Annotated in this window: 26 protein-coding genes and 1 pseudogene; 6 read left to right on the top strand and 21 right to left on the bottom strand. The window is 72.1% G+C overall.

What is annotated here, in order from left to right; genetic code table 11:
- Positions 1–3: 3 nt before the first annotated feature.
- The 6 genes from HHX33_RS31580 to HHX33_RS31555 are packed head-to-tail and all read right to left on the bottom strand — an operon-like array spanning position 4 to position 6,033.
- Positions 4–1,515 (bottom strand): sensor histidine kinase, encoded by a 1,512-nt coding sequence (locus tag HHX33_RS31580; protein ID WP_259403068.1) that lies wholly within the window; start codon positions 1,513–1,515, stop codon positions 4–6.
- Entirely contained in the window at positions 1,490–2,179 is a 690-nt protein-coding gene (locus HHX33_RS31575; RefSeq protein WP_182877780.1) for a response regulator transcription factor, read from the bottom strand. The genes HHX33_RS31580 and HHX33_RS31575 overlap by 26 nt, the downstream gene beginning before the upstream one ends.
- Entirely contained in the window at positions 2,176–2,796 is a 621-nt protein-coding gene (locus tag HHX33_RS31570; protein WP_182877779.1) for a hypothetical protein, read from the bottom strand. The genes HHX33_RS31575 and HHX33_RS31570 overlap by 4 nt, the downstream gene beginning before the upstream one ends.
- A 53-nt stretch (positions 2,797–2,849) precedes the next feature.
- Positions 2,850–4,148, bottom strand: a complete 1,299-nt coding sequence (locus HHX33_RS31565) for an ABC transporter permease (RefSeq protein WP_182877778.1) — start codon at positions 4,146–4,148, stop codon at positions 2,850–2,852.
- Positions 4,145–4,885 carry an ABC transporter ATP-binding protein gene (locus HHX33_RS31560; protein WP_182877777.1) on the bottom strand — a complete coding sequence of 247 codons (741 nt, stop codon included), beginning with the start codon at positions 4,883–4,885 and terminating at the stop codon, positions 4,145–4,147. Before HHX33_RS31560 ends, HHX33_RS31565 begins: the two co-directional genes overlap by 4 nt.
- Positions 4,882–6,033 (bottom strand): efflux RND transporter periplasmic adaptor subunit, encoded by a 1,152-nt coding sequence (locus tag HHX33_RS31555; RefSeq protein ID WP_182877776.1) that lies wholly within the window; start codon positions 6,031–6,033, stop codon positions 4,882–4,884. Before HHX33_RS31555 ends, HHX33_RS31560 begins: the two co-directional genes overlap by 4 nt.
- Before the next feature lie 133 nt (positions 6,034–6,166).
- Between HHX33_RS31555 and HHX33_RS31550 the strand changes: the two genes are divergently transcribed.
- On the top strand, positions 6,167–8,128 hold the full coding sequence (locus tag HHX33_RS31550; RefSeq protein WP_182877775.1) for an efflux RND transporter periplasmic adaptor subunit: 1,962 nt from the start codon (positions 6,167–6,169) through the stop codon (positions 8,126–8,128).
- Between the two features lie 9 nt (positions 8,129–8,137).
- Here the strand turns inward: HHX33_RS31550 and HHX33_RS31545 are convergent, their stop codons facing one another.
- The 4 genes from HHX33_RS31545 to lhgO all read right to left on the bottom strand — a co-directional run bounded on the left by HHX33_RS31545 (position 8,138) and on the right by lhgO (position 10,833).
- A complete protein-coding gene (locus HHX33_RS31545) occupies positions 8,138–8,437 on the bottom strand; it encodes a helix-turn-helix domain-containing protein (RefSeq protein ID WP_182877774.1) in 300 nt (99 codons plus the stop codon).
- Complete coding sequence (locus HHX33_RS31540; protein WP_182877773.1) at positions 8,434–8,790, bottom strand: type II toxin-antitoxin system RelE/ParE family toxin; 357 nt, start codon at positions 8,788–8,790, stop codon at positions 8,434–8,436. Before HHX33_RS31540 ends, HHX33_RS31545 begins: the two co-directional genes overlap by 4 nt.
- 117 nt (positions 8,791–8,907) lie before the next feature.
- Positions 8,908–9,630 carry a response regulator transcription factor gene (locus tag HHX33_RS31535; RefSeq protein ID WP_182877772.1) on the bottom strand — a complete coding sequence of 241 codons (723 nt, stop codon included), beginning with the start codon at positions 9,628–9,630 and terminating at the stop codon, positions 8,908–8,910.
- A gap of 18 nt (positions 9,631–9,648) precedes the next feature.
- Positions 9,649–10,833, bottom strand: coding sequence for an L-2-hydroxyglutarate oxidase (gene lhgO, locus HHX33_RS31530; RefSeq protein WP_182877771.1), 1,185 nt, complete (start codon positions 10,831–10,833; stop codon positions 9,649–9,651).
- A gap of 90 nt (positions 10,834–10,923) precedes the next feature.
- Between lhgO and HHX33_RS31525 the strand changes: the two genes are divergently transcribed.
- Both HHX33_RS31525 and HHX33_RS31520 read left to right on the top strand, forming a co-directional pair.
- Complete coding sequence (locus HHX33_RS31525) at positions 10,924–11,286, top strand: hypothetical protein (RefSeq protein ID WP_117408357.1); 363 nt, start codon at positions 10,924–10,926, stop codon at positions 11,284–11,286.
- 53 nt (positions 11,287–11,339) lie between these two features.
- Positions 11,340–11,774 (top strand): CBS domain-containing protein, encoded by a 435-nt coding sequence (locus HHX33_RS31520; RefSeq protein ID WP_182877770.1) that lies wholly within the window; start codon positions 11,340–11,342, stop codon positions 11,772–11,774.
- Positions 11,775–11,894: 120 nt separating this feature from the next.
- Here HHX33_RS31520 and HHX33_RS31515 read toward each other — a convergent pair whose 3' ends face one another.
- Together HHX33_RS31515 and HHX33_RS31510 are read right to left on the bottom strand one after the other, a co-directional pair.
- Positions 11,895–12,974: a hypothetical protein gene (locus HHX33_RS31515; protein WP_182877769.1), complete on the bottom strand. Its 1,080-nt coding sequence runs from the start codon at positions 12,972–12,974 to the stop codon at positions 11,895–11,897.
- A 92-nt stretch (positions 12,975–13,066) separates the two neighbouring features.
- On the bottom strand, positions 13,067–14,176 hold the full coding sequence (locus HHX33_RS31510; protein WP_182877768.1) for an epoxide hydrolase family protein: 1,110 nt from the start codon (positions 14,174–14,176) through the stop codon (positions 13,067–13,069).
- Between the two features lie 62 nt (positions 14,177–14,238).
- On the opposite strand from HHX33_RS31510, the pseudogene HHX33_RS31505 reads away from it, so the two are divergent.
- Positions 14,239–15,189 (top strand): annotated as a pseudogene (locus HHX33_RS31505) (helix-turn-helix transcriptional regulator); the annotation flags it as partial.
- A gap of 6 nt (positions 15,190–15,195) precedes the next feature.
- On the opposite strand, the gene HHX33_RS31500 reads toward HHX33_RS31505, so the two are convergent.
- The 3 genes from HHX33_RS31500 to HHX33_RS31490 all read right to left on the bottom strand — a co-directional run bounded on the left by HHX33_RS31500 (position 15,196) and on the right by HHX33_RS31490 (position 17,856).
- Entirely contained in the window at positions 15,196–15,948 is a 753-nt protein-coding gene (locus HHX33_RS31500; RefSeq protein WP_182877767.1) for an SDR family NAD(P)-dependent oxidoreductase, read from the bottom strand.
- Positions 15,949–16,064: 116 nt separating this feature from the next.
- Complete coding sequence (locus tag HHX33_RS31495; RefSeq protein WP_182877766.1) at positions 16,065–16,646, bottom strand: TetR/AcrR family transcriptional regulator; 582 nt, start codon at positions 16,644–16,646, stop codon at positions 16,065–16,067.
- 37 nt (positions 16,647–16,683) lie between these two features.
- Positions 16,684–17,856 (bottom strand): FAD-dependent monooxygenase, encoded by a 1,173-nt coding sequence (locus HHX33_RS31490; RefSeq protein WP_182877765.1) that lies wholly within the window; start codon positions 17,854–17,856, stop codon positions 16,684–16,686.
- A gap of 52 nt (positions 17,857–17,908) precedes the next feature.
- Between HHX33_RS31490 and HHX33_RS31485 the strand changes: the two genes are divergently transcribed.
- Positions 17,909–18,478 carry a PadR family transcriptional regulator gene (locus HHX33_RS31485; RefSeq protein WP_259403067.1) on the top strand — a complete coding sequence of 190 codons (570 nt, stop codon included), beginning with the start codon at positions 17,909–17,911 and terminating at the stop codon, positions 18,476–18,478.
- 33 nt (positions 18,479–18,511) lie between these two features.
- Here HHX33_RS31485 and HHX33_RS31480 read toward each other — a convergent pair whose 3' ends face one another.
- Together HHX33_RS31480 and HHX33_RS31475 are read right to left on the bottom strand one after the other, a co-directional pair.
- Positions 18,512–20,941 (bottom strand): substrate-binding and vWA domain-containing protein, encoded by a 2,430-nt coding sequence (locus HHX33_RS31480; protein ID WP_182877764.1) that lies wholly within the window; start codon positions 20,939–20,941, stop codon positions 18,512–18,514.
- 62 nt (positions 20,942–21,003) lie between these two features.
- The gene (locus HHX33_RS31475) at positions 21,004–21,225 is read right to left on the bottom strand and encodes a hypothetical protein (RefSeq protein ID WP_182877763.1); all 222 of its coding nucleotides are present in this window, start codon (positions 21,223–21,225) and stop codon (positions 21,004–21,006) included.
- Between the two features lie 548 nt (positions 21,226–21,773).
- Between HHX33_RS31475 and HHX33_RS31470 the strand changes: the two genes are divergently transcribed.
- Complete coding sequence (locus tag HHX33_RS31470) at positions 21,774–22,742, top strand: aldo/keto reductase (RefSeq protein WP_111697532.1); 969 nt, start codon at positions 21,774–21,776, stop codon at positions 22,740–22,742.
- Positions 22,743–22,854: 112 nt separating this feature from the next.
- Here the strand turns inward: HHX33_RS31470 and thpR are convergent, their stop codons facing one another.
- The 4 genes from thpR to HHX33_RS31450 all read right to left on the bottom strand — a co-directional run bounded on the left by thpR (position 22,855) and on the right by HHX33_RS31450 (position 25,553).
- Positions 22,855–23,427: an RNA 2',3'-cyclic phosphodiesterase gene (thpR, locus tag HHX33_RS31465; protein ID WP_111697531.1), complete on the bottom strand. Its 573-nt coding sequence runs from the start codon at positions 23,425–23,427 to the stop codon at positions 22,855–22,857.
- A complete protein-coding gene (locus tag HHX33_RS31460; RefSeq protein WP_182877762.1) occupies positions 23,390–24,643 on the bottom strand; it encodes an MFS transporter in 1,254 nt (417 codons plus the stop codon). The genes thpR and HHX33_RS31460 overlap by 38 nt, the downstream gene beginning before the upstream one ends.
- A gap of 5 nt (positions 24,644–24,648) precedes the next feature.
- Positions 24,649–25,092 carry a MarR family winged helix-turn-helix transcriptional regulator gene (locus HHX33_RS31455; RefSeq protein WP_182877761.1) on the bottom strand — a complete coding sequence of 148 codons (444 nt, stop codon included), beginning with the start codon at positions 25,090–25,092 and terminating at the stop codon, positions 24,649–24,651.
- Between the two features lie 203 nt (positions 25,093–25,295).
- Positions 25,296–25,553 carry a VOC family protein gene (locus tag HHX33_RS31450; RefSeq protein ID WP_220502406.1) on the bottom strand — a complete coding sequence of 86 codons (258 nt, stop codon included), beginning with the start codon at positions 25,551–25,553 and terminating at the stop codon, positions 25,296–25,298.
- Positions 25,554–25,719: the final 166 nt, after the last annotated feature.

The raw sequence follows: 25,719 nt of genomic DNA, 5'->3' as shown, positions 1-25,719 counted from the left end.
CTGTCAGCCTTTCTCGACGGGCGGGCAGGCGGGGATGCGGATGCGGAACACCGCGCCGCGCCCGGGTTCGCTGTCCGCCGTGATGGTGCCGCCGTGCGCCTGCACGAGGGCGGCGGCGATGGACAGCCCCAGTCCCGTTCCGCCGGAGTCGGACCGGCTGCGGGCGGGGTCGGCGCGGTAGAACCTCTCGAAGACGCGGCCGGCGTCGCCGGGCGCGAGACCGGGCCCGTCGTCGGCCACCTCGATCACCGCGAACGGGCCCGGCAGGTTGCCCACGCCGACGCGGAAGGCGGTGCCGTCGGGCGTGTGGCGCAGGACGTTGCTCACCAGGTTGCCGACGACCTGCCGCAGCCGCGCCTCGTCGCCGAGCACCCGCACCGGCCCGTCCGACCCGTCCAGCCGGAGCAGGTCGATCTCCCGGTCCGGCGCCAGGGTCTGCGCGTCCAGGACCGCCCCCGCCGCGAGGCTGAGCACGTCGACCGGGCGGCGTTCGAGCGGACGCTGCTGGTCGAGCCGCGCGAGCAGCAGCAGGTCGTCCACCAGCAACCCCATCCGTACGGCCTGGTCCTCGATGCGGCGAAGCAGCGTCTCCGGATCCTGCGACCGCTGCTGCCGGTACAGCTCGGCGTAGCCCCGGATCGAGGTCAGCGGCGTACGCAGTTCGTGGGAGGCGTCGGCCATGAAGCGGCGCATCCGCTCCTGCGACGCCTCCCGCTCCCGGAACGCCGTCTCGATCTGGGTGAGCATCCCGTTGATGGACCGGCCGAGCCTGCCCATCTCCGTGCGCCGGTGGCGGAGCGGGACACGCCGCGACAGATCGCCCGCCGCGATGGCTTCCGCCGTCCGCTCGATCTCCCCGAGCGGACGCAGGCTGTGCCGTACGAGCCAGTAGCAGGCGACCCCGAGCGCGACGACCACGGCGAGGCCCACCCCGGTGACGATCATCGCGAGCCGGGAGACCGTGCCGTCGATGTCGGCGAGACTCACCGCCGCGACGCGGAAGCGGGCACGCCGCTCCTCGCGCACGACGATCCCCCGCCACCGGTCCCCCGAGGGGGACTCGACCGTGAACAGCCACTGCCCGCGGTCCGCCCTCGGCTTGGGCAGCACGGGCGGATCGGAGTTCGGCGGCTCCTGCACCGTGTGCAGCAGCCTGCCGTCATTGTCGAGCAGGACGATGTAGAAGAAGCCGAACTGCCTCGGCGGCCGTGAGAACGTCTCCGTGTCCGGGTCTCTCGGCCGCGACACGGAAGGCGGCTCCGACGGGCGCCGGGCGAACGCCGAGAGCTGCGCGTCGACCCGGTCCACCAGATAACCGCGCAGGAGCTGTACGGCGAAACCGCCGGTCAGCGCGATCGCGAGCGTCACGAGCAGCAGCGTCCCCGCGACGAGCCGCAGCCACAGCGGGGTCCGCGCGGCCCGCCGCCGAAGCTCGCGGACGCCGAGCAGGCGCAGCCTTCGGCCCGCCCCGGTCATGGCGCGGAGCCGCTCACGCACGCGGGGCACGGAGGACATAGCCGACACCGCGCAGGGTGTGGATCAGCTTCGGCTCGACCGCGTCCACCTTGCGCCGCAGATAGGAGACGTACGACTCGACGACGTTGCGGTCTCCGCCGAAGTCGTAGCGCCAGACGTGGTCGAGGATCTGCGTTTTCGACAGCACCCGGCCCTGGTTCGCCATGAAGTAGTGCAGCAGCTTGAACTCGGTGGGCGAGAGCCGCACCGGCGCGCCGCTGCGCCACACCTGGTGCGACTCCTCGTCGAGCTCCAGGTCGGCGACGCACAGCCGGGCGGGGAGCGGCTCGCCCGAACGGGTGCGGCGCAGCACCGCCCGGATCCGGGCGAGCACCTCCTCCAGGCTGAACGGCTTGGTCACGTAGTCGTCGCCGCGGCCGAGACCGGCGAGCTTGTCCTCGGCGGCGTCCCTCGCGGTGAGGAACAGCACGGGGATCCGCCGCCCCGTCTGGCGGAGCCGGTCGGAGACGGCGAAACCATCCAGGTCGGGCAGCATGACGTCGAGCACGACCAGATCCGGGCGCGCCTGTCCGGCGAGCTCCACCGCCTCACGCCCCGTCGCGGCCGTGATCACCTCGAATCCGGCGTACCGCAGGCTCGCGGACAGAAGCTCCCTGATGTCGGGCTCGTCGTCGACGACCAGCAGACGACCCTCGGTGGTCACGAGCCCGCCCTCCTGCCGGCGGGCGAGCCCTGGGTGACGGACGTGGCCGCCACCTGCCCCTCCGCGTCGGCGGTCCCCGCGACGGTGACGAAGCTGCCGGGCTCGATGTCCGCGACCTTGCCCGCCCGGGTCACCTGGACGCGGGTGTCCCGGGAGGTGGTGACCGTGACCACCCCACCGCTCATGGTCTGGACGTAGATCTTGTCGCCGTCGACCAGTTTGACGGTGCCGAAGGTCATGCCACCCGCGCCGCCTCCGCCTCCGCCTCCGTTTCCAGCTCCGGCGCCCCTGCCCGTGCCGCCGCCCGCACCGCCGAAGGCTCCGCCTCGCGCGTACCCGCCCCCGGCGGCGCCCTGGCCGCCCTGAACACCGGCGGGGCCCTGGCCGCCGCCGTACGCTCCCGCCCCGGCGGCGCGGCCCGGTCCCGCCGCGGAACCGCCGAAGAGCTTGTGCGCCTGGATGCCGAGGAGCAGCCCGGCCACCAGCAGGACGCCTCCGGCCAGGGCCAGGGTCACCCTGGACGCGCCCGCCCGCGCCGGATGCGCCGCCAGCACCTCCTGGAGGTCGTCGCCGAACGGCGAGCTCTCCAGAAGCTCCTCTGTGTCGTGTCTGCTCACATCCGTCTCCCTTCTGTGGGTCCGCGGCTCGGGTTGTGGATTGGGGGTCCGGGTCATTCGAAGCGCAGGGCCTCGATCGGCCGCAGTCCGGCGGCGCGGTTGGCGGGATAGCTGCCGAAGAACAGGCCGATCGCGACCGACACGCCCAGCGCCAGCGCGATCGAGGCCGGGACGATGACCGGCCGTACGCCCGCGATCGTGAACTGTGCGCCGACGACCGCGATCAGCACGCCCAGCAGGCCCCCGACCAGGCTGAGCATCGTCGCCTCGGCGAGGAACTGTCCCAGTATCGCCCCCCTGGGCGCGCCGATCGCCTTCCGGATGCCGATCTCCCGGGTCCGCTCGGTGACCGTGACGAGCATGATGTTGGTGATGCCGATGCCGCCGACGAGCAGGCTGATCGCGGCCACCGCGCCGAGCAGGACCGTGAACGTCGCGGTCGCCGCGCTGACCGTCTCCTGCAGAGTCGCCTGGTTGAGGATGCGGTAGTCGGCGCCCGCCGCGTTCGTGATCCCGTGCCGCTGGTCGAGCACCCCGGCGACCTCGCTCTGCGCCGCGTCCACCGTCTCGGCGCTCTTCGCCTGCACGAGGATCTGTCCCAGCGGCCCGAACCCCGTCAGGCTCTGCTGTACGGCGGGCAGCGGGGCGATCGCCAGGTCGTCGGCGTCCTGGAACCCCGACGAGCCGGCCTCCTTGAGCACGCCCACGACCGTGAAGGGCACGCCCGACACGGTGATCTGCCGGCCGACCGGATCGACCGCGCCGAACAGGTCCTCGGCCACCGTGTGCCCGATGACCACGACCTTCCGTGCGGCGAGCACGTCGTCGTTGTAGAAGTAGGCGCCCTTGACGACCGGCTTGTTGGACGTCTCGAAGTAGCTCGGATAGGTGCCGACGAGCTGCCCGATCGAGTGGCTCGCCCCCTCGTACGTCGCGGTCTGGGACTGGGCGGTCACGACCGGCGAGACGCTCTTGACGGACGGGGCGTTCGCCGGGTCGGCCAGCGCCCGCGCGTCGTCCAGGGTCAGGTCCCTGGCCTGGGTGCGGGGGCCGGTGTTCTGCCGCGCGCCCTGGCCACCGCCTCCCCCGCCTCCACCTCCGCCGCCGAGGAGCCGGGCGAACCCTCCGCCGGGTCCCCCTCCGCCACCCGAGGTGGAGGGCGTGATGGTCAGCGAGTTCGCCCCGAGCCGCTGGATGTTCTGCTGGATCTGCCGGGAGGACCCCTCGCCCACCGCGACCAGCAGGATCACCGCGGCGACACCGATCAGGATGCCGAGCATGGTGAGCGCGCTGCGCATCCTGTTGGCGGCCAGGCCGCGCAGCGCGAAGCGCAGGACCTCCGCGGCGTTCACGAGGCCACCCCGGCGAGCCGCGGAGGCAGGCCGCCCACCGGGGTGGTGCGCACGTCGTCCACGATCCGGCCGTCCATGAGGCGGACGACCCGCTTGGCGTGGGCGGCGACCTCCTCCTCGTGCGTGATGAGGACGAGGGTCCGGCCGCTCGCGCTCAGCCGGTCGAAGATGCTCATGATGTCTCCGCTGGACGTGCTGTCGAGGGCCCCCGTGGGTTCGTCCGCGAGCAGCAGGGTCGGCGCGGTGACGAGCGCGCGGGCCACCGCCACCCGCTGCTGCTGGCCGCCGGACAGTTCGTTGGGCTGGTGGTGGACCCGGTCGGCCAGCCCCACCCGGTCGAGCGCGGCCAGCGCCCGGCGGCGCCGCTCCGCGGCGTGGACCCCGCCGTACGCCAGGGGCAGCTCGACGTTGGCGAGCGCGCTCATCCGGGGGATCAGGTTGAACGACTGGAAGACGAACCCCACCTTCCGGTTGCGGACGATCGCCAGCCGCCGCTCGTCCAGGGCGCCGACGTCGGTGCCGTCCAGGTGGTAGGTGCCGCCGGACGGCACGTCAAGGCAGCCGATGATGTTCATCAGCGTCGACTTGCCGGACCCCGAGGCCCCCATGATCGCCACGTAGTCGCCGCGCTCGACCGTGAGCGACACCCCGCGCAGCGCGCGCACCGCGGTCTCGCCCTCGCCGTACACCTTGGTGACCTGGCCGAGGACGAGCACGGGCGGCGGGGTGGGGTTCATCGGCCACCACCGCCCCTGTTCGCGCCCCCCGCGCCTCCACCCGCGCCGCCGCCGAAGCCGCGGCCGAATCCGCCTCCACCGCCCGGGAACTGGATGCCGCCGCCTCCGCCGGTGGTCGTGGCCTGGGGCCGGACCACCTGGTCGCCCTCCTGGAGCCCCGACTTGATCTCGGTGGTCGTGTCGCCCTTCAGGCCCGCCTCCACCCGCCTCACCACCTGCCTGCCGTTCTCCAGCACGGTCACCAGCGACTGGCCGCCCGCCGTGGTGACCGCCGAGGACGCCACCGTGAGCACGTCGTCCGCCTTGCCCACCGTCACCTGGACCGTGGCCGTCTGCCCGAGCCGTACGGAGGAGGGGACGCCGGTCAGCGTGACCGTCACCGCGTACTGGACGACGTTGTTGTTCGTCTGCGGCTGCGGGTCGATCACGGACACCTTGCCGGCGGCCGTCACCCCGGTGAGGGCGTCGAAGGTCACCGTCGCGGGCTGGCCGGTCCTGATCCTGGTGACGTCGGCCTCGGTGAAGTCGCCCACGATCCGCAGCCGCGCGGGGTCGGCGATCTCGACGAAACCGGCGGACCCGCCCTGTGACTGAGACTGGGACTGTCCCTGCCCGGTTTGGGAGGAGGAGGCGCCGGACCCGCCCGAGGACCCGCCTTCCGCGCCGTTGACCGCCGTGACGATCCCCGCGAACGGCGCCTTGAGCACCGTTCCCGCCAGCGCCCGCTTCGCCGACCGGTAGGCGTTCCTCGCGCTGATGTACTGCGAGTAGCCCGAGGCCGTCGAGGTGTCGGCGTCGTCGGCGGCGTCCAGGCTCGCCTTGGCCGCCTCCAGGCTCTCCCGGGCCGCCGTGTCGTCGAGACGGGCGAGCACCTGGCCCTTCCTGACCTTGTCGCCGGTCTCGACCAGCACGGCCTCCACCGTACCGTTCGTGCCGAACGAGAGCGTCCGGGTCCGGGCGCTCTCGACGGAACCGGACGCCGACACCGACGCGAGCACGGTGCCGCGGGTCACCCGGGTCGTCAGCGGCGCGGCCCCGGCGGAGGAGTCGCCTCCCAGTGACGCCCAGGCCGCGGCGATCCCGCCGAGCAGCAGCACCACCAGGACGCCGTTGATGACCAGCGTCCGGCGCTTCGTCGACAGCTTCACGACGTGGAACCCTGGCAAACCCCGCTTCGGGCAACCTCGGCCGATGCTGAGGGTTTGCTGACAGTCCGCATACACAGACAACTTTCAGGTGCGGCCAAGCCATCGGTGACGTGGCGCCAGCAGGATGACCGCCATGAGATCGAGCGCTCCATACCGCGTCGGAGGGCTCGCGCTGGCGGGGATCGTCATCGCGAGCGTCGCCGTGATCTCCGCCACCGGCGGCGACCCCTCCGACGCCGGCCGGATGTCGCTCGCCTCGGTCAGGCGGGGCACGGTCACGGCGTACGTCTCGGCCGCGGGCAACACCGTCGACACGGGGGTGCGCGATCTCGCCTTCGGGGCGGAGGGCGTGGTCGAGAAGGTCTACGTCAAGGTGGGAGAGAAGGTCCGCCGGGGCAGGGTCCTCGCCCGGATCGACGACACCATCGCCCGGGAGGACTACGAGGCCGCCAAGGCCGCCCTCGCCGCCGCCCGCGAGACCCTCGACGACGTCAGGAACGGCACCGCCACATCTTCAGGCGGCGCCGGAGCGGGAACCGCCGCGGCCGGATCCGCACACGGCACCGGGACGGGAAGTGGAGCGGGAGCCGGCGCCGCCGGATCGAATACCGGCGCCCCCAGCGGTCGCTCGGGCCCGGGAACGACCGGCGCAGGGGCAACCGGCGCAGGCACCACCGGGGCGGGCGCCGGATCAGCCGGGCGGGGAGGTTCCGGCGGCGGCCAGGCCACCTGCCCGACGCCCTCCGCCCACCCTTCGGCGCACCCGACCGCGCAGCCGTCCCCGCGTCCCACGGCCCGCCCGTCCGCCCGGCCCTCGTCCGGCACCCGGGCGCGGGCCGTTTCCTCCTGGGATGTGGACCGGGTGCCCGCGGCCGCCACGGCCCTGCTCGCGGCGTACGCCCCGACCGGCGGCACGAGCACCGTCCTCGCGATCAGCCAAGACACCGAGATCTACGCGGGCGACGGAACGACGGGCACCGCGAGCAGCATGCTCGTGTCGTACCAGGGGGGCGGTTCCGAACCAAAGCCCGATCCCAAGCCCGAACCCAAGCCAACGTCCTCGCCGAGCCGGCACCCGCACCCGCATCCGACGCGGACGCACCGCCCGAACCCCGGACACGACGGCAGGACCGGGCCCGATCCCGAGGTGAGCATCTCGATTCCGCCCACCGCACCACCCGAGCAGTCACCCGGGCAACAGGGAAAGCCGTCCGCCGCGGCGAGCCCCTCCCCCGGCCGTCCCTCCGGCACCTGCGCACCCGGCCAGGGCGGTCAGGGACAGAACCGGCAGGGACAGGAAGGCCGCGGCACTCAGGGACGTACGGGCCTCGGCGGCGGTCAGTCCGGCGGTCGAGGCGGACAGGCGGGTCAGGCCGGGCAGGACGGCCGTGGCGGACAGGCGGGTCAGGGCGGCGCGCGGCTCACCGAGGCACAGGCCGAAGCGCAGGTCAGCCAGGCGACGACCGAACTGGCCGAGGCCAAGGAGGCCCTCGCGGGCGTCCGGATCAAGGCTCCGGCGGACGGCACCGTGCTGTCGATCGCGGGGACCACAGGCTCCCGTTACACCTCGGGCGCCTTCGTCACCCTGGGCGATCTCGACAACCTCCAGGTGCAGGCGCTGTTCACCGAGTCGGACATCCGCTTCCTGAAGACCGGTCAGCCCGCCGTCGTCACGCTGCCCACGCAACCGGGACGGGAATTCAGCGGGACGGTCGCCCACATCGACCCGACCGCGACCACCTCCGACCGGCTCGTCCGCTACGGCGTACGCATCGACCTCGACAGCCGCCCCGCCCGGCTGCTGCTGGGGCAGAGCGCCACCGTCCGGGTGACCACCGACGAGGCGGCCGACGCGCTCTACGTCCCCTCCCAGGCCGTACGCGTCCAGAGCGACGGCACGGCGGTGGTCATGGTGGCCGACGGCGGCGCCCAGGTCCGGCGGACGGTCGGAGTCGGCGTACGCGGCGACACCTACGTGGAGGTCGTCACCGGCCTCTCCGAAGGCGACCAGGTCGTCCTCCCCGCGACGACCACCGCCTTCCCCGACGAAGGCTTCCCCGCCCCCGCTGAGCCACCGGCAACTGGAACACCGTAAGGGGCGTGGTCACGCAGCGGGAGCGCGCGGTGTAAGACGGACCTCGACCTCCGCGTCCAGAGCGTTCGCCAGACGCTCGATGACAGGCAGGGTGGGGACCGTCCCTCCCGCCTCGAACCGCGCCACCGCCGACTGGGTCATGCCGGCCTCACGAGCCAGATCGTTCTGGCTCCAGCCACGCGTCTCCCGCATCGCGCGGACAGCCCTGCCCAGCTCGTAGGCGAGACGCGCTGCTTCATATGCCTCTGCCGCGCCGGGCTCGGCCATCCGGCGATCCCGGAGCTCCCGCCAGGTCTCCTGCTCGCTCATACCGCTTCTTCTTCCTCGTCCACGGTGTGCGCCGACTCGACACAACGACGCAAGGCTCGACGAGCCCGCTCTATCTCACGGTCATCGCGTGGGCGCGACTTGTAGAACACCGTCAGAAGCACGATCCTGCGACCGGAGGCTATCCAGTAGGTGATTCGGACGGCGATGTCGTTGAGATGGAACCGTAGCTCGCGTAACCTGCCGTCCAGCTGTTTGGTGTAAGGCTCCCCCAGTAGAGGCCCCTCTGCCGCAAGCAGATCGACATAGAACACCACCCTCGCAAACGATTCGGCAGGCAGGTCTTCCAGCCACTGCCGAACCTCTGGTTCCAGCTCAACGGTACCCCAGCACATAGCAGCGATGCTATGACGGACGTTGTTGTGACTCAGTGCTTTCAGGTGAATTCATGGCGTGACGATGCTCGTGGCGGTCCTGAGTCGGATCTGCGGCGGGGCCCTCGGGAGTACGGCTCAGGGCCGGGTGGGTGGGGTGCGCATGACGTAGCCGACGCCGCGCAGCGTGTGGATGAGCCGAGGGTGGGCTCTGGACTCGGCGTTGTCGAGCTTGCGGCGCAGCACCGAGACGTACGACTCGACGATCCCGGCGTCGCCGCGGAAGTCGTAGTCCCACACGTGGTCGAGGATCTGCGCCTTGGACAGCACCCGACCGGCGTTGACCATGAAGTAACGCAGCAGCTTGAACTCCGTGGGCGACAGCGACACGACATGGCCGCCGCGCCAGACCTCGTGGGACTCCTCGTCCAGTTCGATGTCGGCGAAGGTCAGCCGCGGCGGGGCCGGCAGCGGGTCTCCGGCGGCGCGGCGCAGCACGGCCCGGATGCGGGCGACGACCTCCTCCAGGCTGAACGGCTTGGTCACGTAGTCGTCGCCGCCGAGCGTCAGCCCCCGGATCTTGTCCTCGGTCGCGTCCCGCGCCGTGAGGAAGACGACGGGAGTGTGGGTGCCGCCGCCGCGGAGCCTCCGTACGATGTCGAACCCGTCCATGTCGGGCAGCATGACGTCGAGCACGATCAGGTCCGGGCGGTGCCGGTAGGCCGCGGCGACCGCCGCGCCGCCGTCGGAGGCGGTGTGGACCTCGAACCCGGCGTAGCGCAGGCTGGCCGCGAGCAGTTCGAGGATGTTCGGCTCGTCCTCGACGATCAGCAGCCTGGCTTCGGAAGTTTCAGCGACCATGGCGCCAGAACTCTAGACCTAGGAGGTTAAGGGAACCGTTAAGGCGATGTGCCGCGCGATGGCCAGGCTGCTCGTGGCGGCCGGCGACGGCGCGTTGCGCACCAGCACGATCCGCCCGCGCACGTCGATCGCGAAGTCGTCCAGGAGCCGGCCGTCCCTGGTCACCGCCTGGGCCCGCACGCCGGATCCGGTGCGGACGAGATCGGCCGAGGTCAGCGCGGGCACGTACCGCCGGACGGCGGCGGTGAACGCCCGCTTGACCAGCGAGCCGTACACCTCGCGCACGCCGGTCCGCCAGTGCTCGGCCGCCATCTTCCCGGTGCCCGGCCAGGACAGGATGCCGCGCAGGTCGCGCAGCGAGGCGCGGCCCCACGAGTAGCCCTCCAGGGCGAGCGCCGGGACGGCGTTGGGCCCGGCCAGGACCTCTCCGTCGATCCGGCGGGTCAGGTGGACGCCGAGGAAGGGGTAGCGGGGGTCCGGCACGGGATAGATCAGCCCGCGTACGAGGCCCGCGGCCGGTCCGGCGAGCCGGTAGTACTCCCCCCGGAAGGGGACGATGCGCACGTCGCCGCCGGCCCCCGCCAGATCCGCCACGCGGTCGGTGCCGAGACCGGCGCAGGAGATCAGCCGGTCGAAGGCGAACCTCTCCCGCCCCGCCGCCACGAGCACGCCGTCCGTGGTCTGCCGGATCGCGCGTACGGGATGCGAGAGCCGTACGGACCCGCCGGCCTCGGCCACGTCGGCGGCGAGGCGGCGCGCGACGGCCGCGAAGTCGGTGATCGCGGTGTGCGGCGAGTGGACGGCGGCGACCCCGGCCGCGTACGGCTCGATCTCCCGCAGGCCGATCGCGTCGAGTTCGGCGACGCCGGGCACGCCGTTCTCCCTGGCCCGCTCGGCGATGCGGCGCAGCCCCGGCAGTTCGGCCCGGGTCGAGGCGACCACGAGCTTGCCCGCCTCCTCGTACGGCAGACCGTGCTCGGCGCAGTACTCGCGCAGCATCGCGACGCCCTCCCGGCAGAGCGTGGCCTTGAGCGAGCCGGGCTGGTAGTAGATCCCGGCGTGCACGACCCCGCTGTTGTGCCCGGTCTGGTGGGCCGCGACGCGGGACTCCTTCTCCAGCACGGTCACCTCGGCGCCCTCGCGCGCCATCCGCCGCGCCACGGCCAGGCCGAGGATGCCGGCACCGACGATCCCGATTCTCATGACGCCAAGGTTGTCGACAGCATGTGGGTCATTGTCTCGCGACCGGAGCCGCCACGTCGTGATCGAACCTCTGTTCGGTATGCTTGCGGGGTGTACGTGCCACCCGGCTGGCCGCCGGAGGTCCGCCCGCCGGGCAGCCCCGACTGGGAGACGTCGGCCGTGTCGTGGCTGCTCGACGCCGTGCCGCCGGACTACCGCGCGTACGGCGTGCTGCGCCGCTATCCGCTCGCGCTCGCCCGGATGGCCCGGCAGCAGGTGGGCGCCTCGATCCAGGCGGCCAGGGAGGGATACCGCGGCGCCGCCGTCGATCTCAAGGAGCACCTGCCGCCGCACGCGGTCGCCTCCGTCCTGGACGCCTACCGGCGGGAGGGGCCCCGCCTCGTCCGGCTGGCCGAGTCGATCACGCTCGTGGAGCGCGCGCTGCGCGGGGAGCACTTCCTGCCCCGACTGTGAATCACGGATATAACGGGGCATAACCCCCCAAAAGAGGGAATCGGGGGTAAGCCATGACCACAGAGGGAGTGAACAAGACCGCGGGCCAGGTCATGCACGAGGGCGCCGAGTGCGTCGGCGAGCACGAGAGCCTGCGCAGGGCCGCGGAGATGATGCGGGACATGAACGTCGGCGCGCTCCCCATCTGCGGGGACGACGACCGGCTCAAGGGCATCATCACCGACCGCGACATCGTCATCAAGTGCGTCGCGGAGGGCAAGGACCTCGACCAGACCACGGCGAGCGAGCTCGCCCGCGGCCTGGTCTGGGTGGACGCCGGCGCCAGCGTCGAGGAGGCCCTCGTGAAGATGGAGGAGCACCAGATCAAGCGGATGCCGGTGATCGAGAACCATCGCATCGTCGGGATGATCAGCGAGGCCGACCTCGCCAAGGAACTGCCCGACAGCAAACTCGCCGAGTTCGTCCACCGCCTGTACGCGCACGGCTGAGGCCCGTGGCGCCGGGAGTCCGGCGGATCCCGCCCGGGGCCGCGCGCGGCAGGGCCTGATCCGCCGGAGCTCCCCCGAGGGGCCGGGCGCCGACGGCGCCCGGCCCCTCGGGGAACGGCCTCAGCGGCCCGTACGGTAGGCGAGGAACCCGATGGCCCCGATCGCTCCCAGGGCGACCGCGGCCCATAACACCGGCATCGGCACGCCCAGCCCGCCGTTCCCCTCGGCCTCCTCGCCCCGCGCCGCGACCGCACGCGGCCTCGCGGAGGCCCGGACCCGGCTCGGGGCGGGGCTGGGCCGCGCGGCGGCGGGCAGAGCCACCCGGTAGACCGGGCTCCTCTCGCCCTCGCTCCCGGTCAGCAGGGCCATGCCGTCGCCGGTGTACGCGATCGACTCCGCCTGGTCGAGCGGCGGCATCGCGACGCGCGTGAGCGGTTTCCCGGGCGCGCGGTAGACGGACGCGGAGAAGTACGTGCGGACGACGAAGCTCGACCCGTCGGGGGCGTACGCCGCGTCGGTGGCCATGAGGGGCGCGTCGCCGACCCGCCGCAGGACGTTCACCCGGTCGGTACGGAGCTTCGCGGGGGCGGCGTAGACGCTCCCGGAGAACTCCTTGCTGACGACGTAGAGCCGGCCGGTGCGGGGGTTGACCATCAGCCCTTCGGCGTTGCGGGGGCCGTCGGCGTAGCGGAAGCGGTACCGGACGGCCCGCAGCGTCGCGTCCGCCATCGTCCGGGGCTCGACGACCTTGTAGACGGACACGTCCGGCCAGCCGTTCTTCCCGCCGTCCGCGAGGTTGTCCCCGATGTCGCCGATCCACAGCACTCCACGGCCGGTGGCGGGATCGACGGAGGCCGCGATGGCCTCCCAGTCCCTGGCCTCGGCGTTCCCGATCGTGAAGGTGGCGCGGGTGCGGCCGTCCGGGCCGACCGCGAAGACCTGCGCCAGGTGGCCGCTGTCGTTGTGGGTGTAGACGATGCCCTTGTGGGTGGGCGAGACGGCCAGGCCGCTCGACTCGGTGATGCGCTCGTCCCGGAACCGGAACAGCAGGCGCTCCCCGTCGTCGGCCCGCGCCGCCGTACCCGGCAGCGCCGTTTCCGTGAGCACGGTGCCTGGCAGCGCCACGCCCGCGGCCGCGAGGAGCGCCAGGACGGCCCGCGGAATCCGTCTCGTCCGCGTCCGCCCCGTTGCTCGCCCCATGTGGTCATCATTCCCGATGCCCGCTCCGCGTGCGGCGACCGGCATTCCCCCGCACGCCCCGGATCAGGTCAAGAACCCGGATATGCGCCGCTTCATCGCAGGGCGTCGTAGAAGTCGCGCAGGTCGGCGGCGAGCACGTCCGGCCGCAGGTGGGCGGCGTAGTGGCCGCCCTCGCCGTAGGACCTCCAGTGGACGATGTTCTTGTGGTCGCGCTCGGCGAAGGTGCGCATGGACACGAAGTCGCCCTCGAACATCGCCAGGCCGAGCGGGACCGTCGTCGGCTCCTTCGGGTGCTCGGCATGCGCGTCCTCGTAGTAGAACCGGGTCGCCGAGGTGGCGGTGCCGGTCGCCCAGTAGAGCATCGTGTTGGTCAGGATGAAGTCGTCGTCGACGTCCTCACCGAACAGCTGGGCGTTCCAGCCGAGCAGCCCGGCCGGCGAGTCGAAGAGCCCGTACGACAGCGTCTGCGGCTGCTGCGAGTGGACCATGTTGAACGACATCTTGTTCTCGTAGAACCACTGCAGCACCTCCAGGCCCCGCCGCTCCTCGTCGCTGAGATTCGCCATCTCCGCCGGGTCGCCGGAGGGGAAGGAGAAGATCTGCGTGACGTGGACGCCGACGACGTGCCCGGGGTCCACCCGGCCGACCTCGGGCGAGACGAACGACCCGCCGTCGTTGCCCGCCGCGCCGTACCGGTCGTAGCCGAGCCGCCGCATGAGCTCCGCCCAGGCCCGCGCCGTACGGTAGCGGTTCCAGCCCTTCTCCCTCGTCGGGCCGGAGAAGCCGAAGCCGGGCAGCGAGGGGATCACGAGGTGGAACGCCCGCGCCGGGTCCTCGGGGTTCGTCAGCGGCTCGACGACCTTCAGATACTCCGCGATCGAGCCCGGCCATCCGTGCGTGAGGATCAGCGGGAGGGCGTTCTCGTGCGGCGACCGGACGTGCAGGAAGTGGATGTTCTGCCCGTCGATCTCAGTGGTGAACTGGGGATACCGGTTGATCTCGGCTTCGTGGGCCCGCCAGTCGTACCCGTCGCGCCAATAGTCGGCCAGCCGCTTCACGTACTCGACCGGCACGCCGTAGTCCCATCCCGCGCCGGGGATCTCGTCGGGCCAGCGGGTCCGGGCGAGCCGGTCCTTCAGGTCGTCCAGGTCGGCCTGCGGGACGTCGATACGGAAGGGAGTGATCTGCGTGTTCTCGCTCATGAGGAAGACGTTACGGACCCTTCCGGACAGGTTCTGTCCGGAAGTGCCGTCAGACTGAGAACATGCTGGAAACCTCGGCGCGGCTGCTGCGCCTGTTGTCGTTGCTCCAGGCCAGACGCGACTGGCCCGGCGCGACCCTGGCCGACCGGCTCGGCGTGAGCGAGCGGACGGTGCGCCGCGACGTCGACCGGCTGCGCGAGCTCGGCTATCCGGTGGAGTCCTCCCGGGGGACGGACGGCGGCTACCGGCTGGTCGCCGGGACCGCCATGCCGCCCCTGCTCCTGGACGACGACGAGGCGGTGGCCGCGGCGATCGGGCTCCGGGCCGCCGCCGGCGTGGCGGGCGTCGAGGAGGCGGCCGAGCGCGCCGCCGCCAAACTCGAACAGGTGCTGCCCTCTCGCCTGCGCCGCCGGGTCGGGGCCCTGCAGACGCACAGCGAGCCGGTGCCGCCGGACCGGCCGGGCCCGGCGATCGATCCCGCCGTGCTGGGCGTCCTGGCGGCGGCCTGCCGCGACCGCGAGCGGCTGCGCTTCGACTACCGGGCGCACGACGGCTCCTCCGGCGTCCGGATCGTGGAGCCGTACCGGCTCGTCTCCTGGGGCCGCCGCTGGTATCTGGTGGCCTGGGACACCGGCCGGGACGACTGGCGCACGTTCCGGGTGGACCGCGTCGCGCCGCGCACGCCCACCGGCCCCCGCTTCCCGCCCCGGGACCCGCCCGAGGGCGGCGCGGCGGCGTACGTCGCGCGGGGCGTGTCGGCGGCGGCCTGGCGGCACCACGCCCGGGTGCTCGTCCACGCCCCCGCCGAGGTGGTCGCCCAGCGGATCAACCCCGCCGTCGGCGTCGTGGAGGACGTCGACGGCCACACCTGCGTGCTGGTCACGGGCGCGGACACCCCGAACGCCCTCGCCGTCCACCTCGGTCTGCTCGACCTCGACTTCGAGGTCACCGGCCCGCCGGAACTGGTCGACCACCTGCGCACCCTGACCGTCCGGTACGCCCGCGCCGTCGCGGGACGGTCACGCCGAGGCGCCGCCGTCGATCACCAGGTCGAGCCCCACGGCGAAGCCGGCGTCGTCGGAGGCGAGCCAGAGCACGGTCCCGGCGAGCTCGTCGAGGCCGCCGACCCGGCCGATCGGCAGCACGTCCGCCAGCCGGGCCGCCCGGTCGGCCGCTGACTCGCCGGGCCGCAGGGACATCGCCGTGTCCAGCGGCCCCGGGCTGACCGCGTTGATCCTGATGCCCGCCCGGATCTCCTCCAGCGCCGCCGTACGGGTGAGCGCGCTGACGGCGGCCTTGGACGCGGCGTACGCGCCGAGACCGGCGAAACGGACGTGGGCCCCGATGTTCGAGGCGACGTTCACGATCACTCCGGATCCCTGCGCGCGCATCGCGGCGATCTCGTGCTTCATGGCGAGGAAGACGCCCGTCGTGTTGACGTGGAGGACCCGCGCCCAGTCCTCCTCCGGCATGTCCGCGACGGCGCCTCCCGCGAAGATCCCGGCGTTGTTGACCGCGACGTCGAGCCGGCCGAACCGGGTGACGATCTCCCGGACGAGCCCGGCCACGTCGGACGAGTCGGTCACGTCGGCCGTGATCGCGGCGGCCCGGCCGCCCTCGGCCTCGATGAGCTTGACGGTCTGCTCCAGCGCCTCTCGCCCCCGGGACGCCGCCACGACGACGGCGCCCTCCCGGGCGAACCCCCGGGCGACCGCCCTGCCCGCCCCGGAACCCGCTCCGGTGACCAGCACCACCCTGTCCACGAACCTCATCCGCACTCCTTGGTCGGTCGACGCGGCGGCGATCAGCCGCGGCCGCAATGAAACTGGAACGAACGGTCAAAAATCGACACATGACGAACCCTCCCGCCGGCAGGTCGGCCGGGAGGTCAGCGCAGCAGCGTGAGCGCCTGGGCGGCGGCGTCGCGGAGGCGGGCGGGTCCTCCCTCGCCCTTCCCCATCACCCGCAGCCCCTGCAGGAAGACGAGCAGGAACCGCGCCAGCGCCCGGGGGTCGGCCTCCGCGGAGATCTCCCCCTGGGCCCGGGCGCGGATCAGCGCCGAGGTCAGCGCCGTCTCCAGGCCGGTCCAGCTGGCCTCGACGAACCGGGCGACGGGCTGGTCGTCCGGCAGCAGCCCGGCCGCGGCGTTCACGATCATGCAGCCGCGCCGGTCGCGGTCGCCGATCGCGTCCTCGGTGTACAGCTCGACCAGGGCGCGTACGGCCGGCAGCGCGGGACCGGGCTGGGACAGCAACTCCACGAGGTTCGGGTCGCGGGTCTGGACGTACCGCTCCAGGGCCTTCAGGTAGAGGTCGTGCTTGCCGCCGAAGGTGGCGTACAGGCTGGCGCGGCCGATGCCGAGGTGCTCGACCAGGTCGGCCATCGACGTGGCCTCGTATCCACGCCGCCAGAACAGGTCGAGTGCCCGTTCGAGCACCGTGTCGGGGTCGAACTCCTTGGTCCTGGCCATGACCCCGACCCTAGACCATTCGAGAACGATCGGTCAATTAAACGGCGACGCGGTCGTCCCAGGCGATGCGGTGGTCGCGCAGCCAGGCCAGGGCGTCGCGCTTCTCGACCTGCCGCAACACCACCGGGAGGAACAGGTCGCGGACGAAGGCCCCGGCGACGCCCGGCGCCTTGCCGTCACCGTTGCGTTTGCCGTGCGCCACGACCCGCTCGACCCGCTCGCGCCGCAGCCGCTCGAAGGCGGCGAACGCGTCCGCGGTGTCCGGCACGTCGCGCAGGCACTTCCCGAGCACGACCGCGTCCTCGGCGGCCATCGACGCACCCTGTCCGGAGGACGGCGAGGTGGCGTGGGCGGCATCTCCGACGATCACCATGCGATCGGTGAACCACTTCGGCACGGTCGGGAAGTCGTAGGTGTTCCAGCCGGGCAGGATGTGCGGCGTCGCGGCGATGATCTCCCGCATCGGCCCGGCGTCGCCCTCGAACAGGTCCAAGAGCCTGGCCCGCCACTGCTCCGGGGTGATCTCGGCAAGCTCCTCCGGCGTGGGCTCCCTGCGACTCGGCGGATTGGCGAACCACCACACCTGCCCCTCCGGATGGATCAGGTAGCCGAAGAAGCACCGCCTGCCGAAGACGAAGTAGGACACTCCCGGCCGGCCCGGCACTCGCACTCCCTCCGCGAAGCCGCCCGTGTTCAGCAGTCCGACGTACCGGGCGCGCGGGGCGCCGGGATCGATGAGGGCGCGGGTGCGTGAACGCAGCCCGTCGGCACCCACCAGCAGGTCGCCCTCGGCCCCGCTTCCGTCGGCGAAGATCGCGCGGACACCGTCGCCGGTGACCTCCGCGTCCACCAGCCGTCTGCCGTAGTGGACCCGCACGCCCCGCCGTACGGCCTCGTCGCGCAGCGCCTGGTAGAGATCGGCGCGCTTCAGCGTGCGGCTCGGCTGCCGCACGGTGGCCAGCCGCCTGCCCCGCGAGTTGCGCATCTCCATGACGGGCGTGTCCATGCCGAGGTCGCGGACGAGTTCGTGCAGGTCGAGCACCCGCAGAGCCTCCAGTCCGTTGACCGCCAGCGTGAGGAAGGCGCCGACCCCGTCGGCTCCCCGGTCGTACGCCTCGAAGACCTCGGCGTCGAGGCCCGCGCGCCGCAGTGCCATGGCCGTGACGGGACCCGCGATCCCGCCGCCGATGATGATGGCTTTCTTGGTCATGTTATGACTATACATATTATGACTACAGCGCGGCAAGAATACGATGGAGCCCATGCCCACGCGCCGCTCTCCACTGGCCATGGCGCTGTTGTCGCTGGTCTGCGAGGCGCCGATGCACGCGTACCGGATGCAGCAGTTGATCAAGGAGCGGCACAAGGACGACGTGGTCAACGTCGCGCAGCGCAACAGCGTCTACCAGACGATCGAGCGCCTGCTCCGCGACGGGCTCCTGGCCGTACGCGAGACGGAACGCGAGGAGAACCGGCCGGAACGCACCGTCTACGAGGCCACCGAGACCGGCCGCGAGACGCTGCGGCAGTGGATGCGCGCCATGCTGTCCACCCCGGCCCGCGAGTTCCCCGAGTTCCCCGCCGCGCTCGCCTTCCTGCCCGTGATACCGCCCCAGGAGGCGCTGGCGGCGCTGCGGCAGCGGATCGCCGCGCTGGAGGCCCGGCTGTCCGCGCTCGACACCGAGATCGCGGGCCTCCGGACCTTCATCGCCCCGCTGTTCCTCGTGGAGAGCGAGTACCAGCGGGCCCAGATCGCGGCCGAGCTCGACTTCGTCCGCGGCCTCGCCGACGATCTCGGCGAGGGCCGCCTCGACTGGGACTACCGCATCTGACGAGGCCGAGGCCTGTCGCGCCCGGTGACCGCCTCAGAAGTTCGAGATGACGTGGGTCAGCACCCCCGCGATCGAGCCGGGGTCGCTCGCCTCGTACGCGCGGGCGTGGGTGGCCTCGGCGATCTGCCGCAGCGCGCCGGTGTCGGCCTTGCCGCCGTAGGCGATGGTGAACACGCGTACGGGCCGGCGGGGGTCGCCGATGTCGCGCTCGAGCTCATTGAGCGTGGGACCGCCGGTGGTCTCGTTGCGGCCGTCCGTCAGCACGACGACGGCGTTGATGGCGTCGCGGTCGTAGTGGTCGCGCAGTGACTTCACGGCCTCGCCGATGGTGCGGTAGAGCGCGGTGGCCGCTTCGGGATGAAGGGCCCTGATGTCGGCTTCGAGGTGCTCGCGGTGGGTCCTGCCGTCGGCGGCCCGCGCCCGCATCTCGACCACGTCGTCGTCGACGACGCGCCTGCTGGAGAAGTGCCACAGCCCGACCCGGTCACGGCCGGTGAACCCGTCCAGCAGGGGACCGTGCGCCTCCTTGACCAGGTCGAGCTTGCTCGGCTCGCCGGGCGCCCGATTGGGATCGTCCTTGGCGTTCCAGTTCATCGAACCGGAGGTGTCGATCAGCACCAGCACGTTGGCCGGCTTCCTGAGCTGCCGCCAGACCGTCAGGAGCCGGTCCACGAAGTCGGCGGGGGGCGCGCTGAGCGTCTTGGGCAGGGGGTCGGGCAGGGCGCCGTTCTCCTGGGTGATGTTCGCGGTGAGCTCGTGGGACGGGCCGCGGAACCCCAGCTCGGCGAAGCGGTCCCGGGCGGGCTTCGACGTGGTGAGGAAGTGGAGGAAGTCGGCGGCGACGGCGCGCCGCTCGTCGGGCAGTCCGTTCAGCGGGATGTAGGGGTGATCGGAGTAGATCGTGCCGACGCCGCTGTCGTCGGTGGGATAGAAGGCGACGAGCTTGACGCGCGGCGGGGTCCTCTTCGCGCAGCCGGGCTCGTCCGACCGGCTGCCGCAGGGATAACCCTCGTTGTAGGCGACGACGCTGTTCTCCTCGACGGTGACCGCGGAGATGTAGTCGGTCGAGTGCCCGGCGTCGTCGGCGCGGCGCAGGTTGGCGAGGAAGGTCAGGGTCGTGTCGCCGTAGTGGACCACGGCTTTCTCGATGGCCCGCACCTTCTCCTGGTTCCCGCGGTCGGTGAGGTCGCTCGGGACCAGCTCCCCGATGGTGCCGGTCCGCGTGTAGAACGCGGCCACGGTGGCGTTCAGGCCGGAGGTGGAGTATTCGGGGTTGGTCTTGCCGAGCGTCAGCCGGCCGTCCTCGGCCATCGTGGCCAGCTTCTTCCAGCCGATCCTCTCGCCGGGCCAGCCCTGGCGGCGGGCGATCGGCTCGGGCATGGCGATGGTCAGCGGGCTGGTGACGATCGAAGGGCCCGCGCGCTCCGGCAGCAGGTTCAGCGCGTCCCTCCCGGCGGCCCGCTGACGGGCGATCTGCAGCCACACCTGCGCGGCGGGCGCCCACACGTCCGGGCGCGGGCCGTCGGTCACGGGACTCCACCCTCGGGCCAGCGCCCGCATGGCGACGCCCGAGTCGACGCTGTCCACCGCGACGGTCACGCAGCCGCCGTGGCTCGAGCGTGGCCCGTAGACCTGCGCGAGGTCCCGGAGGATCGCGGACTTGTCGGTCGAGGAGGCGATCCGCAGCTGCGCGGTGGGCCGCCGGCAGGCCGCGAGCGCGGAGTCCTGGGACGCGGGGCTCCGCGACGCGGGGCCGCCGCCGTCCGCCCGAAGGCTGATGACGGTGACGGCGGCCACCACCACGACCAGCCCGGCCGCGAGGCCCGCCGTCCACCGGATCCGCGCCGCCCGGCCGCCACGCGATCCGCCACCCCCTCCGGACCCCGGCCCACCCGTCCCCGACTCACCAGACCCGGACTCGCCCGGCCCGGACCCACCCGTCCCCGACCCGCCCGTTCCCGATCCGTCCGAGCCGGCGCCGCCCGAGCCGGCGCCGCTCGGCGATGCCGATCCGGAGCCGCCTTCCCCAGTGGAGGCGCCGCCCTCTCCCTGCCCGCCCGGCCGTACGGACCCGGAATCGTCGCCCTCCGCGATGGAGGCGGCGGGAGGGGTCCAGGAGGCGAGGAGGTCCTGCGCGGTCCCCACCTGTTGTGCGGCGAACTGCTCCGGCAGGCTCGTGGTGCCCAGCTCGACGAACGCCTCCGCGAACCGCCGGAGCTCGTCCGCCCCCTCGCCGGACTTCTCCGCGAGGTCGCGCAGCCGCTCCCACGGCCCGGTGTCCTCGACGCCGTGGATCGCGAGGTATGCCCTCATGGGCCCCAGCGACGGCAGTTCCTTCCCGTTGGTCAGCCTGGAGACCCTGCTCTTGTCGTAGTTGATGAGGCGGCCGATCTCCTCCAGGGTCCGGTGGCCGTCGTGCCCCCGCGGGGGACGCAGCACGAACAGGGCCCACGCGAGCGCCATGAGCGGGCCCCTGTGCGGGTCGAGGTCGGGAGCCGGACGCCCCCGCCCTGCCTGCCCCGGACTCATCGCGCGTCCCGGCCCGGAAGCAGGGGTCCGAACACCTGGCGGATGACGTGCCCGGCGGTGAGGCCGGTGCCCACCACCACGGCCAGTGTGGTCGGCAGGTCGTAACCCGCCACCAGCAGGACGACCACCACGACCTGGATCACGACGAACACGCCCGCCCGCCAGTTCGGCGATACGGCGGCAGACTCCCGTACGTCGTTGTGCTGTGCCTTGCTCACGACGAACTCCTCCGGTCCGGACTGCGCTGCGGTGGGCCGCGGGACGTGTACGACGGCCGGGAGCTGCAACTCCCGGCCGGGCCCGGCGGCTGCCTCAAGAGTGGGCCACGCCGCCACCGCACACGAGCAGTAAATCGTCAAAAGCAACATGTAGCGGGCGGTTCGCAATATCAGTGGGCCCGTCCGCCGGCGCCTCCCCGCGCGGCGGGCCTGCGGTCTCCGCCGTGCGCGGCACCTCGCCGCGACGGCCGCCCGCCTTCCGGAGTCGCCGCAGGTCGGAGGGGAGGCGAATTGTTGCACTCCCTGCCGCGCAACAAAGCGCGGACCACATTCCACGGCGGCTGGACGACACTGGTGACCGATCCCGTCATGCCGGGATCGGTCACCGCGGAGGTCCTCTGGTCCGGACGCCGCGACGCCGGGGCCGGTCCGCCGCTGCAACGGAGGGCCGGCCCTCCACCCGCCCGGCAACAATTCCCGCCGCCGCGCCGAGCGTGGACATGCCGGCACTCGACTGGAGTCCACTCCAGGTTCCTAGGGTGGAGGGCATGGAATACGGACATCTCGGCCGCACCGGCCTGCTGGTCAGCAAGCTCTGCCTGGGGACCATGAACTTCGGTCCGCAGACCACGGAGGACGACTCCTTCGCGATCATGGATCGCGCGCACGAGCTCGGGATCAACTTCTTCGACACGGCCAACGTCTACGGCTGGAAGAAGGGCGAGGGGATCACCGAGAACATCATCGGCCGCTGGTTCGCCCAGGGCGGGGGCCGCCGCGAGAAGACGGTCATCGCCACCAAGCTGTACGGCTCGATGGGCGACTGGCCGAACGAGGAGAAGCTGTCGGCGCTGAACATCCGGCGGGCCGCGGAGGCCTCGCTGCGCCGGATGCAGACCGACTACATCGACGTCTACCAGGCCCACCACATCGACCGGGACACCCCGTTCGAGGAGTTCTGGGAGGCCATGGACATCCTCAAGCAGCAGGGCAAGATCCTGTACGTCGGCTCGTCGAACTTCGCGGGCTGGCACATCGCCAAGGCGCAGGAGTCGGCCCGCCGTCGCGGCTCGCTCGGCCTGGTCAGCGAGCAGTCCCACTACAACCTGCTCGTCCGCGCCCCCGAGCTGGAGGTCATCCCGGCGTGTGAGGACTACGGCCTCGGCCTGATCCCGTGGAGCCCGCTGGCGGGCGGCCTGCTCGGCGGCATCCTCCGCAAGATCGACAAGGGGCGGTCCGCGGACGACCGCATCGTCGCGCAGCTCGACAGGCACCGCGACAAGATCGAGGCGTACGAGGCGTTCTGCGACGAGCTCGGCGAGGACCCGGCCAACGTGGGGCTGGCCTGGTTGCTGCACCAGCGGGCGGTCACCGCGCCGATCATCGGTCCCCGTACGGTCGAGCAGCTCGACGGGACGCTGCGGGCGCTGGAGATCAAGCTGGACGACAAGGCGCTCGCCCGGCTCGACGAGATCTTCCCCGGCTTCCGGACCGCCCCGGAGGAGTACGCCTGGTGATCGGGCCCGTGATCAGGCGTTGTTGAGCAGCGCGCCGACGACCACGATGAGCACGAGCAGCGCGAGCACCGTGGGCAGCAGCCAGCGACGAGGACGATCCACGTCATGGAGCCTAGCCGCGCACCGCCAATGCGTACGCCTCGACCTGTTCGTACCGCACGGTCGCGCCGGTGTGACTGCGTACGAGGTGGACCGACGTCGCCTCCCAGCGCCGCCCGCCGAAGGCGCCCAGCGCGCCGCCGACCAGGGGGCGCAGGTCGTCGCCGTGGCCTGAACGGGCTCTGGAGCGGGCCAGGGTGAGATGGGGATGGAACCGCTTGCGGTCCGTCTCCTCCGCCCCGGCCCGCCGCGCGCCGGCCGCCACCGACTGGGCCAGTCTCGTCAGTGCCGGGCCGGCGTCGAGGCCCAGCCAGAAGATCCGGCCCCGGGCCGGGGAGGGGAAGGCTCCGGCGCCGCCGAACGACACCGTCTGCGCGGGGTGCCGGGCCGCCGCCCGGGCCAGCCGTACGCGCAGCTCGGGCAGGACCTCGTCGGGCACCTCGCCGAGGAAGGCCACGGTCACGTGCCACAGGGCGGGATCGACCCAGCGCAGCTCCGGCCACCCGGCCCGTACGGGCTCGACCGCCGTGGCGATCTCCGCCAGCGCCTCAGGCGGCGGCAGCAGCGCCACGAACAATCTGCTCACGCGTCGATTCTTCCCCGCGCTGCGCACGGGCCGCGACCATGCGGGTGACCAGCACGGCCAGGCAGACCCCGCACATGCTCAGCGCGCCCGCGGCGGCGACCGCGAGGCGGGGACCGGTCACCTCGGCGAGCCAGCCCACCAGCGGCGCTCCGATCGGGGCTCCCCCGGTGAAGACCAGCACGTAGATGCCCATCACCCGGCCGCGCATCTCGGGCGACGCGCCGAGCTGCACGATCGTGTTCGCGGTCGTGTTCACGGTGATCATCGCCATTCCCGCCGGGACCAGCAGCAGCAGGAAGGCCGGATAGCCGGGGGCGAGCCCGGAGGCGATCTGGAACAGTCCGAAGCACAGCGCTCCGGCGATCAGGAACCGGCGGCTCGGCTTGACCCGCCGGGCGGCCAGCAGCGCGCCGCCGAACGCCCCGACGGCGAACGCGCTGGACGCGATGCCGAACGAGGACGCCCCAGCGCCGAACACCTGCTTGGCCATCAGCGCGATGCTCGTCGAGAAGCTCTGCGCGAAGATCGCCATGAACGCCACCATCAGCAGCGGCAGCAACAGGTCGGGCCGGCCGCCGACATACCGCAGGCCCTCCCGCAACTGTCCCTTGCCCCGCGGCACCGGCTCCGGCGAGCGCAGCTCGGAGGACCGCATCAGCGCGAGCCCGGTGATCACGGCGGCGAACGACACGGCGTTCAGCACGAAGATCGGGCCGGTGCCCATCCAGTAGATCAGCAGCCCGGCCAGCGCCGGGCCGACGACCCGCGCGAGGTTGAAGGTCGAGCTGTTCAGCGCGATCGCGTTGGGCAGGTCGCGCCTGCCCACCATCTCGACCACGAACGACTGCCGCGTCGGCACCTCGACACAGGACACCAGACCGAGCGTGAAAGCCATGGCGTACACGTGCCAGACCTGGGCCGTCCCGGTGAGGACCAGCGCGCCCATGGTGAGCGCGAGCAGGCCCATGAGCGTCTGGGCGGCCATGAGCACCCTGCGCTTGGGATACCGGTCGGCGATCACGCCGCCGAACATCCCGAACAGCATCGTGGGCAGGAACTGCAGCGCGACGGTCACGCCGAGGGCCGAGCCGCTGCCCCGGGCGAGGTCGAGGACGAGCCAGTCCTGGGCGGTGCGCTGCATCCAGGTGCCGACGTTGGAGACGACCCCACCGGCGGCGAACAGCCGGTAGTTGTGGTTCCGCAGCGAGCGGAACATGCCGCCTACATCGTCGACAGCTTCTCCAGGATCGGCGCCGCCGCGCGCAGTGCCGCCCTCTCCTCCGGCGTCAGGTCCTTGAGCCGCTGCGCCAGCCAGGCTTCCTTCGTCCGGCGCTCCTCCTTGAGCAGCGCCGCCCCCTGCGGCGTCACGCTGACCGTCACCTGCCGGCGGTCGGTCGGATGCGGCTTGCGTTCCAGCAGGCCCCGGGCCTCCAGCTTGGCGATCACGCGGGTCATCGAGGGCGGCTGCACCTTCTCGTGCTCCGCGAGCTCGCCGGGGGTCATCGCGGTGTGGCGCTCGACGGCGACGAGCGTCGCGAGCTGTGTGGGTGTCAGTGAGTGGTGCGCGGCCTGCTTGCGCATCCTCCGCGTCAGCCGCGCGAGGGACACGCGCAGGGCGGACGCGAGAGCGGCGTCGCTGCGCAAGTTCTGGGCGTTCGTTAGCATGAGTCATTACCTTTGCTAACTATATGCCGCATGTCGTCATTCCTCCAAACGGTCCCCATCTGGGGTGATGCTCGTGGACCGACCGTACCGGCACGGAACCGATGTTGATCACGGAGCCGGCCAGGGAGGACGCAGTCTGTCAGCTGACGGAGAGGCCCGGCCCCCGCATCGGGGACCGGGCCTCTCCACGAACCGTTCCGCCGTCAGGCGAAGTCCCCCGGCGAGAACCGCTTCGGCTCCACGAGGACGAGCCAGTTGCCCTGGTTGTCCCGCATGACGGCCTCGACCCCGTACGGCCGCTCCGCCGGCTCCTGCAGGAACATCACCCCCTTGGCGGTGAGCTCCTCGTAGGTCTTCCGGCAGTCGTCCACGGCGAGCCCCAGGCCGCCTGCCTGCCCCTTGTCAAGTTGCCTGCGGTGGAAGTCGGCGCCCTCCTCGTCCAGCGGAGGCCCCGGCTTCATCAGGGTGATCTCCAGCTCCGGACGATCGGGAAGGCCGACGGATGCTCCTATGGATGTCAAGCGGCGACTTGTTGATCGTTCGCTGTGATGATCCGGTAGAGCTCTCGGGCGACGTAGCGTTTGAGGCAGCGGATGATCTCCTTCTTGGACAGGCCTTGTTTGGTTC

The sequence above is a fragment of the Microbispora sp. H10670 genome, from assembly GCF_014161385.1.
In the GTDB taxonomy this organism is placed as follows: domain Bacteria; phylum Actinomycetota; class Actinomycetes; order Streptosporangiales; family Streptosporangiaceae; genus Microbispora; species Microbispora triticiradicis.
This window is presented reverse-complemented; position numbering and strand designations above follow the sequence as displayed.